At 38.2% G+C, this 19,262-nt stretch carries 16 protein-coding genes; 11 read left to right on the top strand and 5 right to left on the bottom strand.

Features of this window, described 5'->3' with window-relative positions; all coding sequences use genetic code 11:
- Position 1: 1 nt before the first annotated feature.
- From L3V23_RS15190 to L3V23_RS15165, 6 genes are all read left to right on the top strand, one after another.
- Complete coding sequence (locus L3V23_RS15190) at positions 2 to 2,344, top strand: LamG-like jellyroll fold domain-containing protein (RefSeq protein ID WP_102966407.1); 2,343 nt, start codon at positions 2 to 4, stop codon at positions 2,342 to 2,344.
- 444 nt (positions 2,345 to 2,788) lie between these two features.
- Positions 2,789 to 3,721: a glycosyltransferase family 2 protein gene (locus L3V23_RS15185; RefSeq protein WP_102966405.1), complete on the top strand. Its 933-nt coding sequence runs from the start codon at positions 2,789 to 2,791 to the stop codon at positions 3,719 to 3,721.
- A 26-nt stretch (positions 3,722 to 3,747) separates the two neighbouring features.
- On the top strand, positions 3,748 to 6,030 hold the full coding sequence (locus L3V23_RS15180; protein ID WP_146029422.1) for a sugar translocase: 2,283 nt from the start codon (positions 3,748 to 3,750) through the stop codon (positions 6,028 to 6,030).
- Between the two features lie 106 nt (positions 6,031 to 6,136).
- Positions 6,137 to 7,171, top strand: a complete 1,035-nt coding sequence (gmd, locus tag L3V23_RS15175) for a GDP-mannose 4,6-dehydratase (RefSeq protein WP_102966403.1) — start codon at positions 6,137 to 6,139, stop codon at positions 7,169 to 7,171.
- 82 nt (positions 7,172 to 7,253) lie between these two features.
- Positions 7,254 to 8,138, top strand: a complete 885-nt coding sequence (locus tag L3V23_RS15170; protein ID WP_102966402.1) for a GDP-mannose 4,6-dehydratase — start codon at positions 7,254 to 7,256, stop codon at positions 8,136 to 8,138.
- Positions 8,128 to 9,318, top strand: a complete 1,191-nt coding sequence (locus L3V23_RS15165; RefSeq protein WP_102966401.1) for a glycosyltransferase family 1 protein — start codon at positions 8,128 to 8,130, stop codon at positions 9,316 to 9,318. Before L3V23_RS15170 ends, L3V23_RS15165 begins: the two co-directional genes overlap by 11 nt.
- Before the next feature lie 6 nt (positions 9,319 to 9,324).
- On the opposite strand, the gene L3V23_RS15160 is transcribed toward L3V23_RS15165, so the two are convergent.
- The gene (locus L3V23_RS15160) at positions 9,325 to 10,431 is read right to left on the bottom strand and encodes a glycosyltransferase family 4 protein (protein ID WP_102966400.1); all 1,107 of its coding nucleotides are present in this window, start codon (positions 10,429 to 10,431) and stop codon (positions 9,325 to 9,327) included.
- A 7-nt stretch (positions 10,432 to 10,438) separates the two neighbouring features.
- The gene (locus L3V23_RS15155) at positions 10,439 to 12,304 is read right to left on the bottom strand and encodes a nucleoside-diphosphate sugar epimerase/dehydratase (RefSeq protein ID WP_102966399.1); all 1,866 of its coding nucleotides are present in this window, start codon (positions 12,302 to 12,304) and stop codon (positions 10,439 to 10,441) included.
- A 182-nt stretch (positions 12,305 to 12,486) separates the two neighbouring features.
- Here L3V23_RS15155 and L3V23_RS15150 point away from each other — a divergent pair, with 182 nt between their 5' ends.
- From L3V23_RS15150 to L3V23_RS15140, 3 genes are all read left to right on the top strand, one after another.
- Positions 12,487 to 13,434: an SDR family oxidoreductase gene (locus tag L3V23_RS15150; protein ID WP_102966398.1), complete on the top strand. Its 948-nt coding sequence runs from the start codon at positions 12,487 to 12,489 to the stop codon at positions 13,432 to 13,434.
- A 50-nt stretch (positions 13,435 to 13,484) separates the two neighbouring features.
- Positions 13,485 to 14,033, top strand: coding sequence for a sugar transferase (locus L3V23_RS15145; protein ID WP_102955107.1), 549 nt, complete (start codon positions 13,485 to 13,487; stop codon positions 14,031 to 14,033).
- Between the two features lie 93 nt (positions 14,034 to 14,126).
- Positions 14,127 to 15,431, top strand: a complete 1,305-nt coding sequence (locus L3V23_RS15140; protein ID WP_102966397.1) for an MBL fold metallo-hydrolase — start codon at positions 14,127 to 14,129, stop codon at positions 15,429 to 15,431.
- 9 nt (positions 15,432 to 15,440) lie between these two features.
- Here the strand turns inward: L3V23_RS15140 and L3V23_RS15135 are convergent, their stop codons facing one another.
- Entirely contained in the window at positions 15,441 to 16,013 is a 573-nt protein-coding gene (locus L3V23_RS15135) for a uracil-DNA glycosylase family protein (RefSeq protein ID WP_237292496.1), read from the bottom strand.
- Positions 16,010 to 16,936, bottom strand: a complete 927-nt coding sequence (locus L3V23_RS15130) for a D-2-hydroxyacid dehydrogenase (RefSeq protein WP_102966395.1) — start codon at positions 16,934 to 16,936, stop codon at positions 16,010 to 16,012. The genes L3V23_RS15135 and L3V23_RS15130 overlap by 4 nt, the downstream gene beginning before the upstream one ends.
- Positions 16,937 to 17,008: 72 nt before the next feature.
- On the opposite strand from L3V23_RS15130, the gene L3V23_RS15125 reads away from it, so the two are divergent.
- Together L3V23_RS15125 and L3V23_RS15120 are read left to right on the top strand one after the other, a co-directional pair.
- A complete protein-coding gene (locus L3V23_RS15125; protein WP_102955103.1) occupies positions 17,009 to 17,596 on the top strand; it encodes a DUF416 family protein in 588 nt (195 codons plus the stop codon).
- 22 nt (positions 17,597 to 17,618) lie between these two features.
- Positions 17,619 to 17,903, top strand: a complete 285-nt coding sequence (locus L3V23_RS15120; RefSeq protein ID WP_223159475.1) for a hypothetical protein — start codon at positions 17,619 to 17,621, stop codon at positions 17,901 to 17,903.
- 54 nt (positions 17,904 to 17,957) lie between these two features.
- On the opposite strand, the gene L3V23_RS15115 is transcribed toward L3V23_RS15120, so the two are convergent.
- Positions 17,958 to 19,016, bottom strand: coding sequence for a hemolysin family protein (locus L3V23_RS15115; protein ID WP_102966394.1), 1,059 nt, complete (start codon positions 19,014 to 19,016; stop codon positions 17,958 to 17,960).
- Positions 19,017 to 19,262 lie beyond the last annotated feature (246 nt).

The raw sequence follows: 19,262 nt of genomic DNA, 5'->3' as shown, positions 1-19,262 counted from the left end.
AATGGATAATATATACAAAAGGTGGATGCCTTTAATACTAGTATTGATTATAAATTTTATTGCATTATCACCAATGTTGAGTAGTGGCTATTTTTCTGATGATATATTAAACTCACAAATCAAAGGCGAAATTTTAAATACCGACAGAAATGTGCTTGAAGTTAGCGCATTTTACGCGGAACAATGGTTTACTAATTCAGGTCGAATATTTCCACTTGGATTTTTTATCGCATACTCAATATTTGATACATTTGATAGTCTGATTGCATATAAAACTTATTGCTTATCTATAATATTGCTTAGTGTCACAGTATACTTTTTTTTAATTAAAAAAATAAGCGGTGGAAATAGATTGCTCGCAACACTATCTGCTGCTACGTTACCCATATTTTATCAATTTAGGTATGGAAATGATCCCATACTTGCATTTCATGCATCTTATCCCCTGTTGGCTTTACTGATTTTTTTGTCATTAATATTATCACTAAACGAGAGATTATCTTATAAGTTATTATCAATAATTATCTATATAACAGGATGCTTGATCTATGAAATATTTTACCCTTACTTTGTATTGTTTTTTATTTGTCATTTCATTTCAAGTAGAAATTTATTTAAGTCAATATCTAAAGCACTACCTTATCTTATAATTACAGCTTTGTTTGTTTTTTTTAGCTTTTATTTTAGAAGTAAAGTAAGTATGAGTCAGGATAGCGCATATAATATTAATCCTGACATTCTTTTAGTGTTAAAAACATATTTTTCACAAGTTTTTGGAAGTCTTCCATTTTCGTATTATGTATTCGATCCCCATTTTATATTTAAGACGTATGATATTAATTATTTTAATGTGGAAAATTTTTTATTTATATTAACATGCATTTTTAGTGGGATAATCTGTAAAAAAACAATCAATCAAAGTAAGAGAAAAAATTCTAAATTGATAACTAGAGATTTTTCAATTTTGTCATTATCTATGATCGCGTTGCCTTTCCCATTGATATCTCTATCTAAAAAATTTCAAGCAATGAGTTTAGGGGATTCTTACTTACCTGTATATCTAGCATATTTTGGATTGAGCCTTTTTATATCAGTGATTTTAGTTAAATTATTTTCATCTAATTTTAAGTGGAAAAGTAAGTGGGGCTATTTACTTATATTTATTGGCGCATTTTTGACAGGGATAAACTTTGAAAATAATAAACGCATAGTTCAAGTTGAAAATCAGGTCATATGGAGTCCTCGAGATATTTTCCAAGATTCAATTAGGAATGGTATAAATAGATTTATTGTTGAAGGCACAACCGTAATTGTATCACCAGAATACTACTGGAATAATAAAAATGAGTATGCATCACTTTTGGGAAAAAAAATTGATGTTGTTTCATTGAATCATATAAATAAGAAGCAAAAAGACCATTTACTTAAAAGTAGCAATTGCCATGATGAATATATGATGTCGGTATGCCAAGTAAAAAAAGAAAACCCTCTTTTTTATGTTGATATTAACGACACTGGTGATTCATCAGGAATGGTTGTTTTATCAAAGGTTTCCGGATTTTCTATTATAAATGATTCTATAAACTCCATATCAACTCATAATATTTACGTGTATTCTAAACATGAAGAATACTTTTCACCAAATAAACCTGAATTTTATGTATCTGCCAAGGAATATAATGTCGATAAGGCTATGAAAATAGCGCAAAATAAAGGTTATACTCTGGGTAAAACAAGAACTTGGGATTTCGTTGGGTATCAATTCCCGTTCGCAGTCGATGCTTTTTCAATTGATGGTAGTTATTCTAGGATAATAAGAGAGTCTACGAATATAATATTTAAAAATGAGGATGAATTACAACTATCTAGTAATCTGAACAACATTTTCCATATTGGTATTAAAAGCCACGATTTAAAAGATGGTGTGCAATTTCCCCCTCTGGCACTTAGAGATAGTATGAGTGTAAAACTAGTTGTGACGCCATCTCAAGACCAAAAAGACTATGCTACAATAATTAGCAATCATGGAGACTACAAAGGCTTCACTATTGAAAAGTCAGCGGGAAAAGATAACGATAGATATATACTTGCTTTTGGAACTGGAGATGCGTGGGTTAAGGTTGCAAGTTTCTCTTTATTGCCTAACTTTAAAAATGAGATCAACTTTATTTTATATAATCATCGAATAACCCTTTACATTAATGGTATAGAAGTTGAAACAGCACCTATAGCTATAGGCACTTCTATAGTTCTGGGTGAAAATCATTTATGGCTAGGTAACTGGAAATACGGTGGCCGGCAGTTTTCCGGTAAAATTGATGAAGTTTTAGTTTCAGTTTATTAAACATAAGGTGTATAAAGTTGACTAATTTTGGTCTTATTTTTAAGAAGTTATATAGTGCACAGATAATACGTTTCGCACTAACTGGTCTGGTAAATACTTTTTTTGGTTACTTTATTTATGCGCTTTTAATATATTTAGGTGTTGTTTATTCGGGAGCATTATTTGTATCAACAATATTGGGTGTATTATTTAATTATTTAACTTTTGGATCGGTAGTTTTTAGAAGAGCAAAAGAATGGCGTATATTTTTTAAATTTATATTGAGTTATTTTTTTGTATACATAATTAATGTTTTTTTATTAAAACTATTGGTTGACAACCTATCTATAGACCCATATTCATCTCAGTTATTATGTATGATACCAAGCGTGTCAGTTAACTGGGTTTTATTGAAATTTTGGGTGTATATTTAATTTTGTGTGTTTTATTGAGATAAGAATTTTTATGAAAAAAATAAGTGTTATAAGTCCATGTTTTAACGAAGAACAAAATGTTGAAGAGTTATATCGAAGAGTTAAGTATGAATTTGATAAGTTAGATGGTTACTGCTATGAACATATTTTTATCGATAATGCATCAACTGACAGTACGGTTGATATATTAAAGAATATTGCTTTAAATGACAATAATGTAAAAATAATTGTAAACAGCAGAAATTTTGGTCCAGTTAGATCACCTCAGCATGGTTTATTGCAAGGCGATGGCGACGCAACACTGTTTATGGTTTCTGATTTACAGGATCCGCCAGAGTTGATTCCAGAGTTCATTAAAAAGTGGGAGGATGGAAACGAACTTGTTATAGGAGTGAAGAATGAAAGTGCTGAATCTCCAGCTATGTTCTTTATCAGGAAATGTTATTACAACTTAATTTCCAAACTATCAGAGACTAAATTGGAAAATAATTTTTATGGTTTTGGCTTATATGATAAAAAGATAATTAATATTCTTCGTGATATTCCAGACCCATATCCTTATCTTAGAGGATTATTGATGGAAGTCGGTTTTAACGTTGCTAAGATCGCTTACCTCCAACCCAAAAGATATCGTGGTATTACAAAAAATAATTTTCTTTCTTTGTATGATATGGCTATGCTTGGAATCTGTAGTCACTCCAAAGTGCCATTGCATATTGCGACCATCTCAGGTTTTATTCTTAGCTTTATTAGCCTTATGATAGCCATTACTTATTTAATTATAAAGATGGTTTATTGGGATGACTTTCCAATGGGAACTGCACCTATATTGATAGGTATGTTTTTTCTAGGATCTGTACAATTATTTTTTATAGGTCTGGTTGGTGAATACGTTGGTTTTATTGCTACAAAAACTTCAAAATTCCCACTAGTTATAGAAAAAGAACGTATTAACTTTAAATAACTATGAGTTTGGTTTCTAGGTCGAATATGAATACGACACAGTTTATAAGTAAAGAAATACAACCTAAAATATCACTTCGAGATATTGTTTTGGATGAATGGAAGGTGTTGATATTTGGTATTATATTTACCTTTTGTTCAGTGAATATAATTATAAGTGGTTCTGTTTTTGGAATCCTGCCTTACCTTGATGGTCCTTTTGTGTATGGTGGGGATAGCTTGTTTACATCTTGGTATGCTCAGCGGGCAATAGAAGGATGGGTGCTAGATAATTCCAGAAGTGGTTACCCATTTGGTTCAAATATCCAAGCTTATCCAATAGCTGACTCAGGGAGTTTCTTACTTTTAAAAGTTTTTGGGTTATTAACTGGTAGTTACTGGAAAGCAATGAATATATATTTTATATTTGGTTTTCCTTTGGTTTTTTTTACTTGTTATATAGTCACACGTACATTCAAAATTGGTAAGACGCTTTCATTTGTTGCTGCTGTTATTTATGCTTTTTTACCTTACCATTTTGATAGGATTAATCATCTCTTATTAAGCTTTTATTTTCTAGTTCCGGTTTATGTATACCTTGCATATTTGTCGTATAAGTTTCCTATTAATAGTTTAGTTAGGGTACGCTGGACTAAGTGGCTTTCCTATACTTTAATTTCGATATTTATTTCTTCGTTCGGTGTGTATTACACTTTTTTTGGAGCTATGGCTATAGGAATATCTTCGCTGTTAGGCTGGGCGCGATATCGAAGTGTAAAGCATCTAAATAGAGCATTGATTTTCATAACATTGTTATTGTTCGGTTTGGCTTTAAACATTTCACCAGCTTTGGTTGAACGTTGGAATGGTTCCAATAGTTTTGAAAATGTTGTTAAGAGGGCTCCTTTAGAATCTGAAGTTTATGGTTTAAAATTGCATCAACTCCTTGTCCCTAGGCAAGGTCACAGGCTTCCTCAATTCTCTAGTTATAATAGTTACTATAGCTCTACTAGCCCTCTTGTTAACGAGAATATTACTTCGAGTTTTGGTATAGTTGCTTCTTTAGGTCTTCTATTGTCCTTTTTAATATTATTTTTCACTCGTATGAAAAGTGATAATAATCATTATGATGATTTATTATACCTATCGTTATTAGTATTATTCTTTGTATTGATGTCTACTGTTGGTGGTGGTGGTTCAATATTTGCTTACAATGTTACCCCCTCAATTCGAGGTTGGAATAGAGCTAGTGTTTTTATAGCTTATTTTTGTATTGTTATATTGTTCATTATTATTCAGTTGGTAGTGTATAGGATTAGAAATCGAGTTTATAAATATGTTTTACTTCTTTCCATGTTAATATTGGTTATGCCAATTGCTATTTTGGATCAAACAACTAGCTCCTGTGTTTCTTGCCTTAAAAATACGCGCAATAAATTCACAGAGGATAAATTATTCGTTCAAGCAATTGAAGAAAGTTTACCTCAAGGTAGTTCTGTTTATCAGCTTCCGTATATGGCTTTTCCTGAAGTGCCACCTTTGTTTGGGTTAGAAGACTATCAATTAGCTTCAGGGTTTATTAATTCAAGAACGCTTCACTGGAGTTATGCTTCAATCAAAGGTAGCCAAGGCGATCAGTTTTTCAAGTCCTTATCTAAAGAACCATTGAGTAAGCAGGTCAATATTGTTGAAAGACTAGGTTTTTCAGGCTTATATGTAGATTTGCGTGGATACGAAAATAATGGAGTCAATATATCTAAGGATCTCACTGATCTTCTAGGGCCGCCCCAAATTGTCCATCCTAGAGGATATATTTTGTATTTTCATCTTAAAGGCGTTTATCGTAATTTCAAGAACATGTCTAATACTCAGATAATGAATTCAGTTGGTTTCTATGTTGATAAGCATGGCAAACGATTCCCACTATCCTTAGAGGATAGCTATAAATTTAATCAAGCAGCTTTACCATCTTATTTGGAGGATCTTAGTGGATTGTCTCAAGTAGAAGATTGGGGAAGATGGTCTGATTCTAAATTAGTTCGGTTTGAGTTTTTCAACAAGCTGCCTTCTAAGTTTGTGTTGAATTTTACGGGGCAAGCATTTGGGCCTAACACTGGGAAGGAAATGATTATTTCTGTAGGTGGAGTAAAGGAAAGTGTTGTTCTTTTACCAAATGTTAACACTTATAGTGTCGAGTTTACCCTGGATGATATTGACGCTCAAGAAATACAGTTCTCAATTCCAGATCCTATTTCACCTCGGTCTCTAGGGGTTAGTTCAGATGAACGAACTATAGGTGTAGGATTTATAGCATTGAGTATAAATTTTTAATTATTTTTAATGGGTTTAAACTAGATAATATCTTTGTTCTAAGTATTCAGAATTTGATGTAATTGTGAAATAATCCATTTTTTCAACACCGTATGAGTGAATGAATATGAATTCTGCAATCATTACTGGCATTACCGGCCAAGACGCAGCCTATTTAGCAGAGTTGTTGCTAGAAAAAGGTTACAAAGTATATGGTACTTACCGTCGTACCAGTTCAGTAAATTTCTGGCGTATTGAAGAGCTAGGTATCAAAAATCATCCTAACTTAGAGTTAGTTGAATATGATTTGACGGATCTTTCTTCAAGTATTCGCCTACTGCAATCAACTCAGGCAACAGAAGTATACAACTTAGCAGCACAAAGTTTCGTTGGTGTGTCTTTTGACCAGCCACTAACTACAGCCGAAATTACAGGTATTGGTCCTGTAAACTTGTTAGAGGCGATTCGTATCGTGAATCCTAAGATACGCTTCTACCAAGCTTCAACTTCTGAAATGTTTGGTAAAGTTCAAGAAATCCCTCAGCGAGAGACAACACCGTTTTACCCACGTAGTCCATACGGCGTAGCTAAACTATATGCTCACTGGATGGTAATTAACTACCGTGAGTCTTACGATATTTTCGCTACTAGTGGTATTTTGTTTAACCATGAATCCCCACTACGTGGTCAAGAGTTTGTAACTCGTAAAATTACGGACTCAGTGGCTAAGATCAAGCTTGGTAAGTTAGATGTTCTTGAGCTAGGTAATATGGATGCAAAACGTGACTGGGGCTTTGCTAAAGATTACGTAGAAGGCATGTGGCGTATGCTACAAGCTGACAAAGCAGATACATTTGTGCTAGCAACGAACCGTACTGAAACTGTTCGTGATTTTGTCACTATGGCATTTAAAGCAGCAGATATTGAACTAGAATGGACTGGTTCTGAAGAGAACGAAACGGCCACTGATAAAGCAACAGGTAAAGTGGTTGTTAAAGTGAATCCTAAGTTCTACCGCCCTGCGGAAGTGGACTTGTTGATTGGTAACCCAGAGAAAGCGAAAAAAGAACTTGGATGGGAGCCAAAAACAACACTTGAAGAGCTTTGTGCAATGATGGTTAAAGCTGATTTGCGTCGCAACGAGCAAGGTTTCTCATTCTAATTAAAGCCAATCTAATGGTTGATTAAGTAGTGGTTTCAGTAGTGATATTGAAAGCCACTATTTTTTTATGCTAGGAGACATTATGAAAAAAGTACTGTTAACAGGTGTTGATGGGTTTACTGGCAAATACGTAGCCAAAGAGCTGACCGAAAAAGGCTACCAAGTTATTGGTTTGGTCTATAAGCATGCTGGAGAAGGACAAGTGGCGTGTGATTTAACGGACAAACAATCAGTTAAAAATTGCTTAGTCGAAGTTAAACCTGACTATGTTATTCATCTTGCAGCGCTATCCTTTGTGGGACATGCGGATCAGAGAGCTTTTTACGATGTTAATGTGTTTGGCGCATTGAACATATTAGAAATGGCAAAAGAGATCGGCATATCTTTTAAAAAGGTAATTTTTGCTAGTAGCGCTAACATTTACGGCAATCCAATCGCTATTGAGAAAATTGACGAGTTAGTTGTACCAGCCCCGGTTAACCACTACGCAATGAGTAAGCTTGCGATGGAGCATATGGCAAAACTTTGGTTTGATGATTTTCCATTGCTGATCACGCGTCCGTTTAATTACACCGGCCCTAGACAAGCTGAACAGTTTCTGATTCCTAAAATTGTTTCTCACTTTAAGAAAAAAGCAGCTGAAATTGAATTAGGCAATATTGACGTTTACCGTGATTTTAGTGACGTACGTGATATAGCGAAAGCCTATGTAAGATTGTTAGAGTCGAGTGCAAGGTCGGAAATAGTGAACTTATGCTCTGGAAATGTATCTTCGCTATCAAGCATTATCTCTAAGATGGAAGATATTGCAGGCTATAAAATCAATGTAAAAGTGAACCCTGCTTTTGTACGCGATAACGAGATAAAGGTTCTCGGTGGTGACAATTCTAAACTGGTGTTCTTAACTGGCTTTAAGCCAACGATTACAATCGATCAAACGTTACTTGATATGTACAATGCAAACTAAATTATTGATTAATATTACACCGATAAGAAAACCGCTGACTGGCATTGGTTACTACACACTCAATATTTTACGCGAATTGTTGAGAAAAGATACCGATGTCATCGGTTTGCAGAATGGCCGACCGGTTGATAGACAGCAACTCCAAGCACTAACTGATAGTTTTCTTATTGAAACTGAACATCAGCAACCTCAGCAAAAGTCGATTAAGCGCTCTGTTGTGGAGTTAATCAGAAGTATTCCGGGTTCATATCAAGTTAAAAATATATTGTTGTCTTTTCGCGCAAAGCGTTCTCTTGCTCGCTTTGCTGCGCAAAATTATGTCTATTTTGAGCCAAGTTTTATTCCGTTTGATTACAACGGGCGAACCATCACTACGGTTCATGATCTTTCATTTATTTCTTTTCCTCAGTTCCATCCTGAAACTCGGGTGGCTTATCTAACAAGCAAAATACGGTCTTCTATCGATAAGTCTGATCACGTAATTGTTGACTCTGACTATATTTTGCAAGAAATGCATCAATATTACCCTTCAAGCTTAAATAAAAGCTCAACGGTTTATCTCGGTGTAGATCAGTTTTTTAGGCCTTATTCAGCATCTGAATGTGCTGAAATTAATGCGCGTTTAGGATTAAAATATCAGCGGTTTATTTTAAGTGTGGCTACTTTAGAGCCTAGAAAAAACTTAAAGCGTCTTGTTTTAGCATATAAGCTGATGCCAACTGAAATAAGGGATGAACATCCACTGGTGTTGGTCGGTGACCACGGTTGGAAGAATGCTGAATTGCTCGCGGAAACCAAGGAACTGATTGAAAGTAAACAGTTGATATTTACCGGTTACCTTTCCGATAACGATTTAAAGCGCTTATATGGATCAGCCATGATTTTTGCTTATCCTTCTCTTTATGAAGGGTTTGGTTTGCCAGTGGTTGAAGCTATGGCCTCTGGTGTTCCTGTGATTACGTCATCACGAGGTGCTACTGCTGAAATTGCTGATGATTCAGCAGTTTTGGTCGATCCGGAAAATGAAAATGATATTTCTCAAGCAATGGTTAATTTGGTTTGTCGACCGGAGCAAAGAAAAATGCTTTCAGCATCGGGAATTGAATTTGTTGAACGCTACCAATGGAGCAAAACGGTAGAGAATATATTAGAGATAGCAGACTCTATCTCTAATAAATAAACGTTACTACTCTAAGAGTTCGCGATAAAGCGTTACGTAGCTTTGGGCATAACGTTGAGCCGTGAACTCTTGTTCAAAGCGTGTGCGTGAATTGACGCCAAATGTCTTACACAAATCTGCATTGTTTTCAATTTGCAGCATAGCATCTGAGAAGCTTTGGCTATCAGCAGGAGGGACAACTAAACCTGTTTCGTCATTGATATTCACATAGGAAGAACCTGTACCAATATCACTACTAATGATTGGTTTGCTATACATTTGAGCTTCAATTAGTGAGATTCCAAAAGCTTCTGAACGTAAATGCGACGGGAATACAAATGCTTTTGAAAGTAAGTGGAGAGCTACTTTATCTTCTTCGGAAATAAAACCCACCAGTTTAACGTTGCCCAGATTGTGCTTCGAAATATAATCTTCTATCTTCGCTCTTTCAGGCCCATCTCCCGCTATCACAACTGGTAGGTTGTTTATTCTTGCTGCTTCTAGCAAGTAATCTAACCCTTTGTAATATCTTAGAACTCCAACGAAAAGGAAAAAACCTTCACCTACTTTATCTCGCCACTGCTCAATAGTGCTGCTCAGTGGTGTCGGGTAAGTCGCTTCGTCAATCGCAAGTGGTATTACCCTTACCTTATTTTTATATTTCTGTAAGTTGGTACTAGTTTGAGCATACTGCGGTGATGTTGCGACAATTATATTTACATGGTTTAGAAAATGAATTTCGAGTGGTTTATACAAAATTTTCAGGAGTTTTTGTTTAACAATATCAGAATGATAAGTCACTAAACCGGGCTTTTTAGCTGTATTGAATAACGATATTAAGTCACCTGAAGGCCAAGGGTAGTGATAGTGGATTATATCAGCCCACTCAGATAATTTTTTAAACTCGGATATAAGCTTTAAAGCAAACCCATTTGAAGAAACCTCAAATGTTTTCTTTACTGGGATAATTTCTGTGCCTTCACAGTTGTAGGGGGGCGCATCATTATCAGACAACGTCAGTATCTTTGTTTCAACACCTAATGTTCTCGTTCCGGAAGCGATAAATCGGATGACTTGCTCCACACCACCGTTAGTTTCTGGGTAGCAAGTTCGGTATACTTGTAATACTTTCATTAATATCTCATTGCTGTGGAGAGTAACCAGTTGGCGCTTCCAACAGAAGGCGCTTAATACATTCGACATCGAAGCTATGGCAACACATATCTAGCTCTTTCAGTAACTTTTCCATCTCTTCCCAGCTAAGCTTGTCTTCAGAAGCTGTCATGATCTTTTTATGGCTTGTACCCTCGACATTGTCACCAATCAACAACTCTTCGTACAGTTTTTCGCCTGGTCTCAATCCAGTGAACTTAATTTCGATATCGCCATCATCGCTGTTGCCATCGTAGAATTCTTTCATTCCCATGAGGTGAATCATTCGTTTGGCTAGATCGACGATTTTGACAGGCTCGCCCATATCCAGAACGAAAACTTGCCCATTACGGCCCATTGCACCCGCTTGAATAACTAACTGTGCAGCTTCGGGGATCAGCATAAAGTAGCGGATAATGTCTGGATGGGTAACAGTGACTGGGCCACCACTTCTAATTTGTTTTTTAAATAGCGGAACAACAGAGCCTGAAGAGCCTAATACATTACCAAACCTTACCATGGTAAATAGTGTTTTGGTGTCAGTGTCCGCTAATGATTGCAATACCAATTCAGCCATGCGCTTGGTGGTACCCATTATATTTGTCGGGCGTACAGCTTTATCAGTGGAAATTAGCGTAAAGTTAGCGACATCAGATCGTATTGCAGCTCTAGCACAACAGAGCGTGCCGAATACGTTATTGCGAACACCTTCAACAATATTATCTTCAACAATAGGAACGTGTTTATAAGCAGCTGCGTGGTATACAGTCTCTACTTGGTAAGTGGTCATAATATTAAACAGTCGGTTTTCGTTTTGCACAGAACCGAGAGCGGTAATAATTTCTGTCTCACCTTTGATGTTCGCTTTAATACTTTTTAGTTCTTGGTCAATTTTGTAAAGGTTATATTCGTTAAGTTCGAAAAGAACCAAGGTTTTTGGTTTTTGTGCCAATATCTGCCGGCAAAGCTCAGACCCAATAGAGCCGCCAGCGCCTGTTACTAGGACACTCTTGCCAATGATATTCTTTCTTAATAATTCTTTATCTGGGTCAACGGGAGCTCTTCCTAATAAATCTGCTACATCGAGATCCTGTACGTCAGTTGCCTGTGCCTTACCTGTTGCAATATCTTCCACTGAAGGAACCGATTGTACTTCGATTGGCCAGCTAGACAGCTTCTCAACCAAACGCAGGCGCTTTCCCTTGTTGATATTGTTAATGGCTAGCAAAAGTTTCACAGGTTGGTAGAGTGACTGAATATTCGAAAACTCGCTAGAGTGATGCACCCGAATACCAAACATGATCTGGCCAACTTTACTGGTGTCGTCATCCAAAATCGCTACCGGATGATATTCACCTCCTTGGATTAGAGAGTAGGCCAAGTCTCGCCCAGTAGAACCAGCTCCGTAGATTAGTACATTAGGTTTTTGTCTTTTGTAGTAATGGTAGTATACGGTTCGGATGAAAAGTCTTGGACCTCCAAGAGTTAATGTTGCCAATCCTGCGTAAATAAAAGGAACGCTGCGAGGAATAAATGCTTGAAAGAAAAATCCACTAAGAGCTAGCGTAATCGCTGATATCAGTACAGATAGAAAGATATAGCCTATGGCTGGTAACATCATGTAACGCAACACCGCTCGGTACATTCCCAGTTTCACAAAGCACACAATAGTCACTACAGCAGTCGTTATCATGCTGAGTAACTCTCGAGAACCTATATCAAAAGTCAGTGTATCCAGCCTTAAGGCATGCGCAGCAAGTAGCGAGGCAAATATCGCTAAAATATCGTAAATCAGAGTGATAATACGTTTATTATGTCGTTGTGCGTTAAGTAGAATTCGAATAGGTGTGAACATTGCGCTACAGCTTGCCTTATAATTATTCGCCAACAGATGAGTTGTTATGTGGAGTCTATTATTTTATATCGCCCAGATTGTAAAACTCTTGAGTACGATAAGCTAGCGTTCAGTGTGATAGACTTTGCACATACCAATGACTCTTTGTCACGTTTTCACTTTAAACTTTCGTGGGAATCACTTTGAAACTATTAGTAACTGGAGCATCAGGGTTAGTCGGTCATTCGATTGTCCAAATGGCCGTCATTAAAGGCTGGGCTGTTATAGGTCAATCGCGTAGTAAGAGCATTGACGATATTTCTATTTTCAAAAGTGAAATATCAGAAGACACAGACTGGAGAGAGGCTCTTCAAGGTGTTGATTGTGTCGTTCATTGTGCGGCACGCGTGCATCAAATGAAAGAAAATATAGAATCACCAATTGATGCTTACCGAGGTGTAAATACCTTCGGAACACTAAATTTGGCGCGTCAAGCCGCAAAGAACGGTGTTAAACGCCTTGTTTTTATCAGCTCGATAAAAGTGAATGGTGAATTTACACCTTCGGATGCTCCTTTTGTTAGCCAATCAAATCAAGTTCCTACTGATCCTTATGGACTTAGTAAGTATGAAGCAGAAAAAGGGCTGTGGGACATCGCAAAAGAGACAGGGCTTGAAGTGGTAGTTATTCGTCCTCCGCTAGTCTATGGTCCGGAAGTTAAAGCCAATTTTTATTCTATGATGCGTTGGGTGGAAAAAGGCTTACCTCTGCCTTTAGGTGCAATTCGTAATCAAAGAAGTTTGGTTTTCTTGGATAACTTAGTTGATCTGATCTTGACTTGCTGTACGCATCCGAATGCTAAAGGCCAAACATTTTTAGTCTCTGATGGTTATGATGTGTCGACTTCTCAGCTTCTTGATAGCGTCTCGAAAGCGATGGGTAGACCAAATCGAATGTTACCAATTCCAATGTCATGGATAAATTTTGCAGCTCGATTGATTGGAAAGCCGCAAATATCTCAAAAAATATGCGGAAACCTGCAAGTTGATATATCACATACCGAAGAAACACTAAGGTGGAAGCCACCTTATTCATTTGAGTATGGAATTCAGAAAACGGTGGATGCTTATTTAAAAAGCAATACAATATGAAACCGTTTAAGAATCTATCGATACCAGATTATTTGCCGTTTGGGGTTTAAATTTTGATCCGTATTTTTGACTTTTTGTTTTCTTTTTTTGGTTTACTGTTTCTTTGGCCAATTTTATTAATTATTTGCGTTCTGGGGTATTTTGATACTGGCTCTCCAATATTTAGACAAGAGCGAGTAGGCAGAAATCAGAAGCCGTTTACACTTATTAAATTTCGTACAATGCCGGTAAATACTCAGTCGGTCGCTACGCACTTGGTTGGTGCTAGCTCTGTGACAAAACTCGGCAGCTTTTTACGCAAAACCAAGTTGGATGAGCTTCCTCAATTAATTAATGTGGTTAAAGGTGAAATGAGCTTGGTTGGTCCTAGACCATGTCTTTTTAATCAAAAAGAGCTTATCGATGCCAGAGAAGCTAGAGGTGTTTTTCAGGTTCTTCCCGGTGTCACAGGTTTAGCTCAGGTTAATGAAATTGATATGTCTACACCTGAGAAGTTGGCTGAATGGGATGAGAAGATGATTCAAACTATGTCATTGAAGAACTATTTCACTTATTTAATCCAAACAGCGACAGGTAAAGGATCTGGAGATCGAGTTTAACTCGACTTCCTCCGCAACTTCACGATGTTAACCTTCCCATTTTTGTCTTGAGTATTACTCTGAAATTAAAGACAAAGATAGGGAGTGTTGGCAATGCAACTCATCCACCACGGCGGTAAAAACACAGTCACAGGTTCTTGTCACGAACTCGTGTTTGGAGACCGTTCTATTCTTATTGATTGCGGTATGTTTCAAGGCGCTGATGCGCAGCAACTTACTGAACCATTTCCTTTAGATAACGTGAAAGCGTTAGTGCTTACTCACGCACATATAGACCATATTGGTCGCTTGCCTTGGCTGATAACTCAAGAGTTTGATAAACCCATTTACTGCACTAAAGCGACGGCTGAGTTAGTACCCTTGATGCTTGATGATGGGCTTAAGATTCAGCAGGGGCTGACGTTAGAAGCTCGAAAGCCAATCATTGAAGCGATCATTCGTCTACTTTATCCGGTGGATTATTATCGCTGGATTGATGTCGATACTTTCCGCTGTCGATTTAATCCTGCTGGTCATATCTTAGGCTCTGCATATTTAGAAGTGGAGCTACCAAATCAGGAACTCGTAGTGTTTTCTGGCGATTTAGGTCCAAGCAATACACCGCTATTACCTGATCCTGTACCACCTAAGCAAGCAGACTATCTGGTTATTGAAACAACCTATGGTAATGCCAAACACGAAGAGGTAGAGCACAGGTCTCAGAAACTAAAAGAGATCATCGATCGTTCTTTGTCTGATGGTGGCACAATCCTTATTCCTGCGTTTAGTGTCGGTCGAACTCAAGAGTTGTTATTCGATATCGAGCAATTGATTCATGAACATCAACTTGATTCTAAACTGCCTATCATCCTCGACTCACCCATGGCGCAAAAGGTCACTTTGTCTTATCAGAAATTTAGAAGTCTTTGGGGAGAAGAAGCTAAACAACGTCTGAAAATGCATCGCCATCCACTAGCATTTGAACAGTGTATTACAGTTGGCGACCATCAGGCGCACCAAGAACTGGTGAATCGTCTTGTTTCAACAGGAGAACCTGCGATTGTCGTGGCTGCCTCTGGCATGTGTGAAGGCGGGAGAATTATGGATTATCTCAAAGCTCTTTTGCCTGATGAAAGAACCGATGTGATATTTGCAGGCTTCCAAGCTGAGGGGACGCTAGGTAAGTGTATCCAACAAGGAAACAAAACAGTTTGGATTGATGAAGAGGAAGTGTCAGTAAACGCTCACATTCATACTATGTCGGGCTATTCTGCCCATTCAGATAGTGATGACTTACTCAAGTTTGTTGAAGGTATACCGGTTAAACCTAAGCAGATTCATCTCATTCACGGAGAGCTCGAATCCAAACAAGCTTTTGCAAATATCCTGCGTTCCAAAGGATATGAGGTTGTTGAGTAAGCTTAACGACTAAATACAAGAATGAACATGATTGCGGATGTATTCTACAACCTCGGCTTCAAACCAAGTGTTTTTCTTTAACCAAAGAGTATTCCGAGGTGAAGGATGTGGAAGTGGTATAAACCTCGGTGCCCACTGTTGCCATTGCTGCACGGTTTCAGTGAGGCTTACGGGTTTATCTTTTAGATAGTAATTTTGCGCGTACTGACCGATCAGTAAGGTCATTTCTATATTCGGTAATTCGGCTAGCACTCTTTGATGCCAGAGTGGGGCACATTCTTTTCTTGGCGGTAAATCGCCACTGTTACCTTTTCCGGGATAGCATAATCCCATTGGCATGATGGCAATTTTCTCTGGGTTATAGAATGTCTCTTTATCGATATCCAGCCAGCTTCGTAGTCGATTGCCACTGGGGTCATTCCAAGGAATAGAAGTCTTGTGTACTTTTACTCCCGGAGCTTGCCCGATGATGAGCAACTTAGCCTCTTTGCTAGCCTGAATAACCGGGTTTGCACCTAAGGGAAGTGAGTGTGTACATACATCACAAGTTCTGATTTCCCTGAGTAGAAGATCTAACATCAGTAGCCTTTGTCAAAGTCAATTCGATTTTCTATTTGGAAGCCATCTCTCCATAAACGATAGTTGTGAGCAAAAATTTCAACCACCTGATGTGGAAAACTCAAGGCTGCTATATGTGGTGTGATAGTGATACTACTATGTTGCCAGAAAGGGTGTTTTGGTATTAGTGGCTCATTGATGAACACATCAAGAAAGGCGTGTTTGATATGCCCATGTTCAATAGCAGGAATCAAATCTTCTTCAATCAAAATAGCACCGCGTCCTACATTAAACAGCAGAGCGTTTGAACAGTAGCCCAATGTTTTAGCATTTAACAGCCCTTTAGTTTCTGCGGTATTTGGTAAGGTGTTAACGACGATATCAGCTCGTTTCATGGCGCTTTCGAGTTCATTGATATGGTAAGTATCATGAAATCTTCCCGATTTTGCAGGAATACCCGTCGTGTTAACACCTATCACCTTGATACCTAGTGCCGCTGCTGCTGAAGAGAGGTGAGAACTGATAGAGCCAGTACCGAGTACGAGCATCACCTTGGTATCTAGGGATTGATATAAGTGTTGCTGCCATTGATGTTGAGCTTGCTGCTTCTCATACGTTGCAAAGTGACGGAAATGGCTAATTGTGTAACCTAAAACATATTCGGATATTTGCTGGCCGAAGATGCCTTTCACATTGGTCAGCTCATAGTCTTGTCGAAGGTGAGGGGCAGTTAAAGCATCTACACCTGCATAAGCGGATTGTAGCCATTCAAGCTTTGGGAAATCATCAAGGCATTTCGCAGCCATGGGAGGCGCAGCCAAAAGTATCGACGCTTCTTCTCTGTGTTCTGTGATGACTAAGTCTTTAAGCTTCAATGATTCAACGTTTTCTCGATAAACGTCGTTTTGTTCCGTCAAAATATAAAGCTTGTGAGTGAAATTGTTCATAAGAGCGGCTTTTTTCCCCGTTGGTTATCCAGTACACTTCCGCTGTCTATTTTCCTCAACGGTTGAGTGCTTATGCTCCAAAATCCTGTACAGGTTCGTCTAGAAAAGTTCGAGCCTTGGCAACAAATTACCTTCATGGCTTGCTTGTGTGAGCGTATGTACCCTAACTATGCCATGTTTTGTGAAAATACTGAATTTGCTCATGCCCGTGTATATCGCGATATTTTAGATAGCGTGTGGGAGCAGCTCACAGTCAAAACGGCCAAAGTGAACTTTGAGCATCAATTAGAGAAGTTAGAAGAGATCATCCCGAACTCTGAAGATTTCGATATGTATGCCGTTTATCCTGCCATAGATGCTTGTGTGGCTTTGTCTACCTTGCTACACGGCTTGCTAGACCGTGACTACCTGTTTGAAAACATGTTAGAAGTCAGTCAGATATCGGTAACCACTGTCGCTCAATTGGAAGAAGCTCAAACGGGTGAAGAGATCACTAACGAAAACCAAAAGCAGAACGAAGCAGTTTGTGCTGAATGGGACGTTCAATGGGCAATTTATCGCCCGCTGCGTGAAGCGGAAGGTCGTGATATCAATCTAATTAAAGATTTACGCCAAGAACTTCGTGATGAAGGCGAGAGCAATATTGGTGTGACTCTCTAACTCTGTTTAGGTTTTACGAGCTATGTTTCTATCTAAAAAAATAGCGCAGTTGAAAAGTGCAGTAAGTAGCAAGGTTGTTCGAGCGTTAGATTTTCATTCGCGCATTTGGGTGATTCGAATATCTGAATCGAGATTGAAAGATGAATCCTTTGTTATCAACGAAGATAGTTTTCAAGAACCTTTACAGTGGATGAAGCGTCGTAATTACACTCCCGTGATGCTAGAACAGGTCGAGGATATGCAACGATCTCAGGTTCGTATTTTTCACTTTGACCAACAGACGCATCATCTCTTGCGGGTTAAGTAACCATTCTTTTTTATATTGCCCTTAGTGAGTTGCGCTAAGGGCAATCTCACTCAGTTACTCGTCATTGTCGCGACTTTCAATCACACGGTGTGCTTGTTTCCAGCGCTCCCAGCGTTCAACCGCTAATTTTTGCATGTTGGTTGTACGGTCAGCTTCATCAATAATCTCTTCACCAATCAAATTCTCAAAAATATCCTCCAACGTTAACAGACCTTGAACAGTTCCATATTCGTCAACCAACATCGCCAGTTGTGAACGGTTTTCGATCATTTGCTCAAAAGCCTTGGGTAAAGAGATAGTGTTCAGCAGAACATGCAATGGCCGCATAACACTACCTATTTGCTTTTCTCCTTTTCCCTTTTGTTGCAGTCTAAACAGCTCTAATCGGTGTACAAAACCAAGGATGTTGTCTTTGTTCTCGCTATAGATCAGTGGTCGGGAAAACGGTGTGTTTTTGTGTTGGGACAAAAACTCATTGATGGTCATTGTGGCATCAACTCTAAAAAGCACTCTTCTCGGTGTCATTGCCTGAATTGCCGGCACGTTTTGAATGTTCAATAAATTGTAGAGAATTTTGGATTCACCAGAAGTAAACTCGCCACTCTCATTGGCGAGCTGAGCCATCGCTGACAACTCATCACGAACTTTGGGCGTTGTTCGGTTGCGAGTAAGCACATGAGTGATCTTTTTAGACATCCAAACGAAAGGCAAAAGCAACAATACCATCCAGTTCAGGATCTTTGCGGTAAACGGAGCAAGTTGTCGCCAGTAAGTTGCACCAATAGTCTTAGGCACTATTTCTGAAAGAAAAAGGATACCGAGCGTTAATATGGCTGAAAATAATCCCAGCCACTGACTGCCAAATACGACAGATGCTTGAGCGCCCGCTCCCGCAGCCCCTGCTGTATGCGCAATGGTGTTTAGCGTCAAAATTGAGGCCAGAGGTTGGTCAATATCGGCTTTTAGGCGTTCCAGTTTTTGTGCGCAAGGATGATTTTGTTGACGTAACTGTGCCAAATAACTTGGCGTAATACTCAGTATCACGGCTTCAAGAATCGAACAAATAAACGACACGCCAATCGCAATCAAGACGTAAATCGTGAGTAGAAACATGAGTACTCCTTAGGTAAGAGAGCGAAATACACCCTAATATTTCAGATGTTTCAACACATTGATGCTTATTTAATAAGGCTTTTTTGCGGTAAAGCAAGGGGATATGCAGCCAATTGATTTAGCAAATTGTGAGTTAATGCTCAGAATATGGTTAAAACTACGTCAGATAAGCAGATCTTGCGTGACAAACCTTTGCCAGCTGGGGCACTTATGCTTTAGAGTGAAGCGAATTCGATAACCTATCAG

The organism is Vibrio sp. A1-b2 (genome assembly GCF_021726015.1).
Classification (GTDB): domain Bacteria; phylum Pseudomonadota; class Gammaproteobacteria; order Enterobacterales; family Vibrionaceae; genus Vibrio; species Vibrio diazotrophicus.
The sequence above is the reverse complement of the archived record's forward strand: the minus strand, read 5'-3'. Positions and strand labels throughout refer to the sequence as shown.

Coding starts and splice junctions, on each gene's coding strand:
- L3V23_RS15190 (WP_102966407.1), top strand. CDS start 2: ATGGATAATATATACAAAAGGTGGATGCCTTTAATACTAGTATTGATT.
- L3V23_RS15185 (WP_102966405.1), top strand. CDS start 2,789: ATGAAAAAAATAAGTGTTATAAGTCCATGTTTTAACGAAGAACAAAAT.
- L3V23_RS15180 (WP_146029422.1), top strand. CDS start 3,748: ATGAATACGACACAGTTTATAAGTAAAGAAATACAACCTAAAATATCA.
- gmd (WP_102966403.1), top strand. CDS start 6,137: ATGAATTCTGCAATCATTACTGGCATTACCGGCCAAGACGCAGCCTAT.
- L3V23_RS15170 (WP_102966402.1), top strand. CDS start 7,254: ATGAAAAAAGTACTGTTAACAGGTGTTGATGGGTTTACTGGCAAATAC.
- L3V23_RS15165 (WP_102966401.1), top strand. CDS start 8,128: ATGCAAACTAAATTATTGATTAATATTACACCGATAAGAAAACCGCTG.
- L3V23_RS15160 (WP_102966400.1), bottom strand. CDS start 10,431: ATGAAAGTATTACAAGTATACCGAACTTGCTACCCAGAAACTAACGGT.
- L3V23_RS15155 (WP_102966399.1), bottom strand. CDS start 12,304: ATGTTCACACCTATTCGAATTCTACTTAACGCACAACGACATAATAAA.
- L3V23_RS15140 (WP_102966397.1), top strand. CDS start 14,127: ATGCAACTCATCCACCACGGCGGTAAAAACACAGTCACAGGTTCTTGT.
- L3V23_RS15130 (WP_102966395.1), bottom strand. CDS start 16,936: ATGAACAATTTCACTCACAAGCTTTATATTTTGACGGAACAAAACGAC.
- L3V23_RS15125 (WP_102955103.1), top strand. CDS start 17,009: ATGCTCCAAAATCCTGTACAGGTTCGTCTAGAAAAGTTCGAGCCTTGG.
- L3V23_RS15120 (WP_223159475.1), top strand. CDS start 17,619: ATGTTTCTATCTAAAAAAATAGCGCAGTTGAAAAGTGCAGTAAGTAGC.
- L3V23_RS15115 (WP_102966394.1), bottom strand. CDS start 19,016: ATGTTTCTACTCACGATTTACGTCTTGATTGCGATTGGCGTGTCGTTT.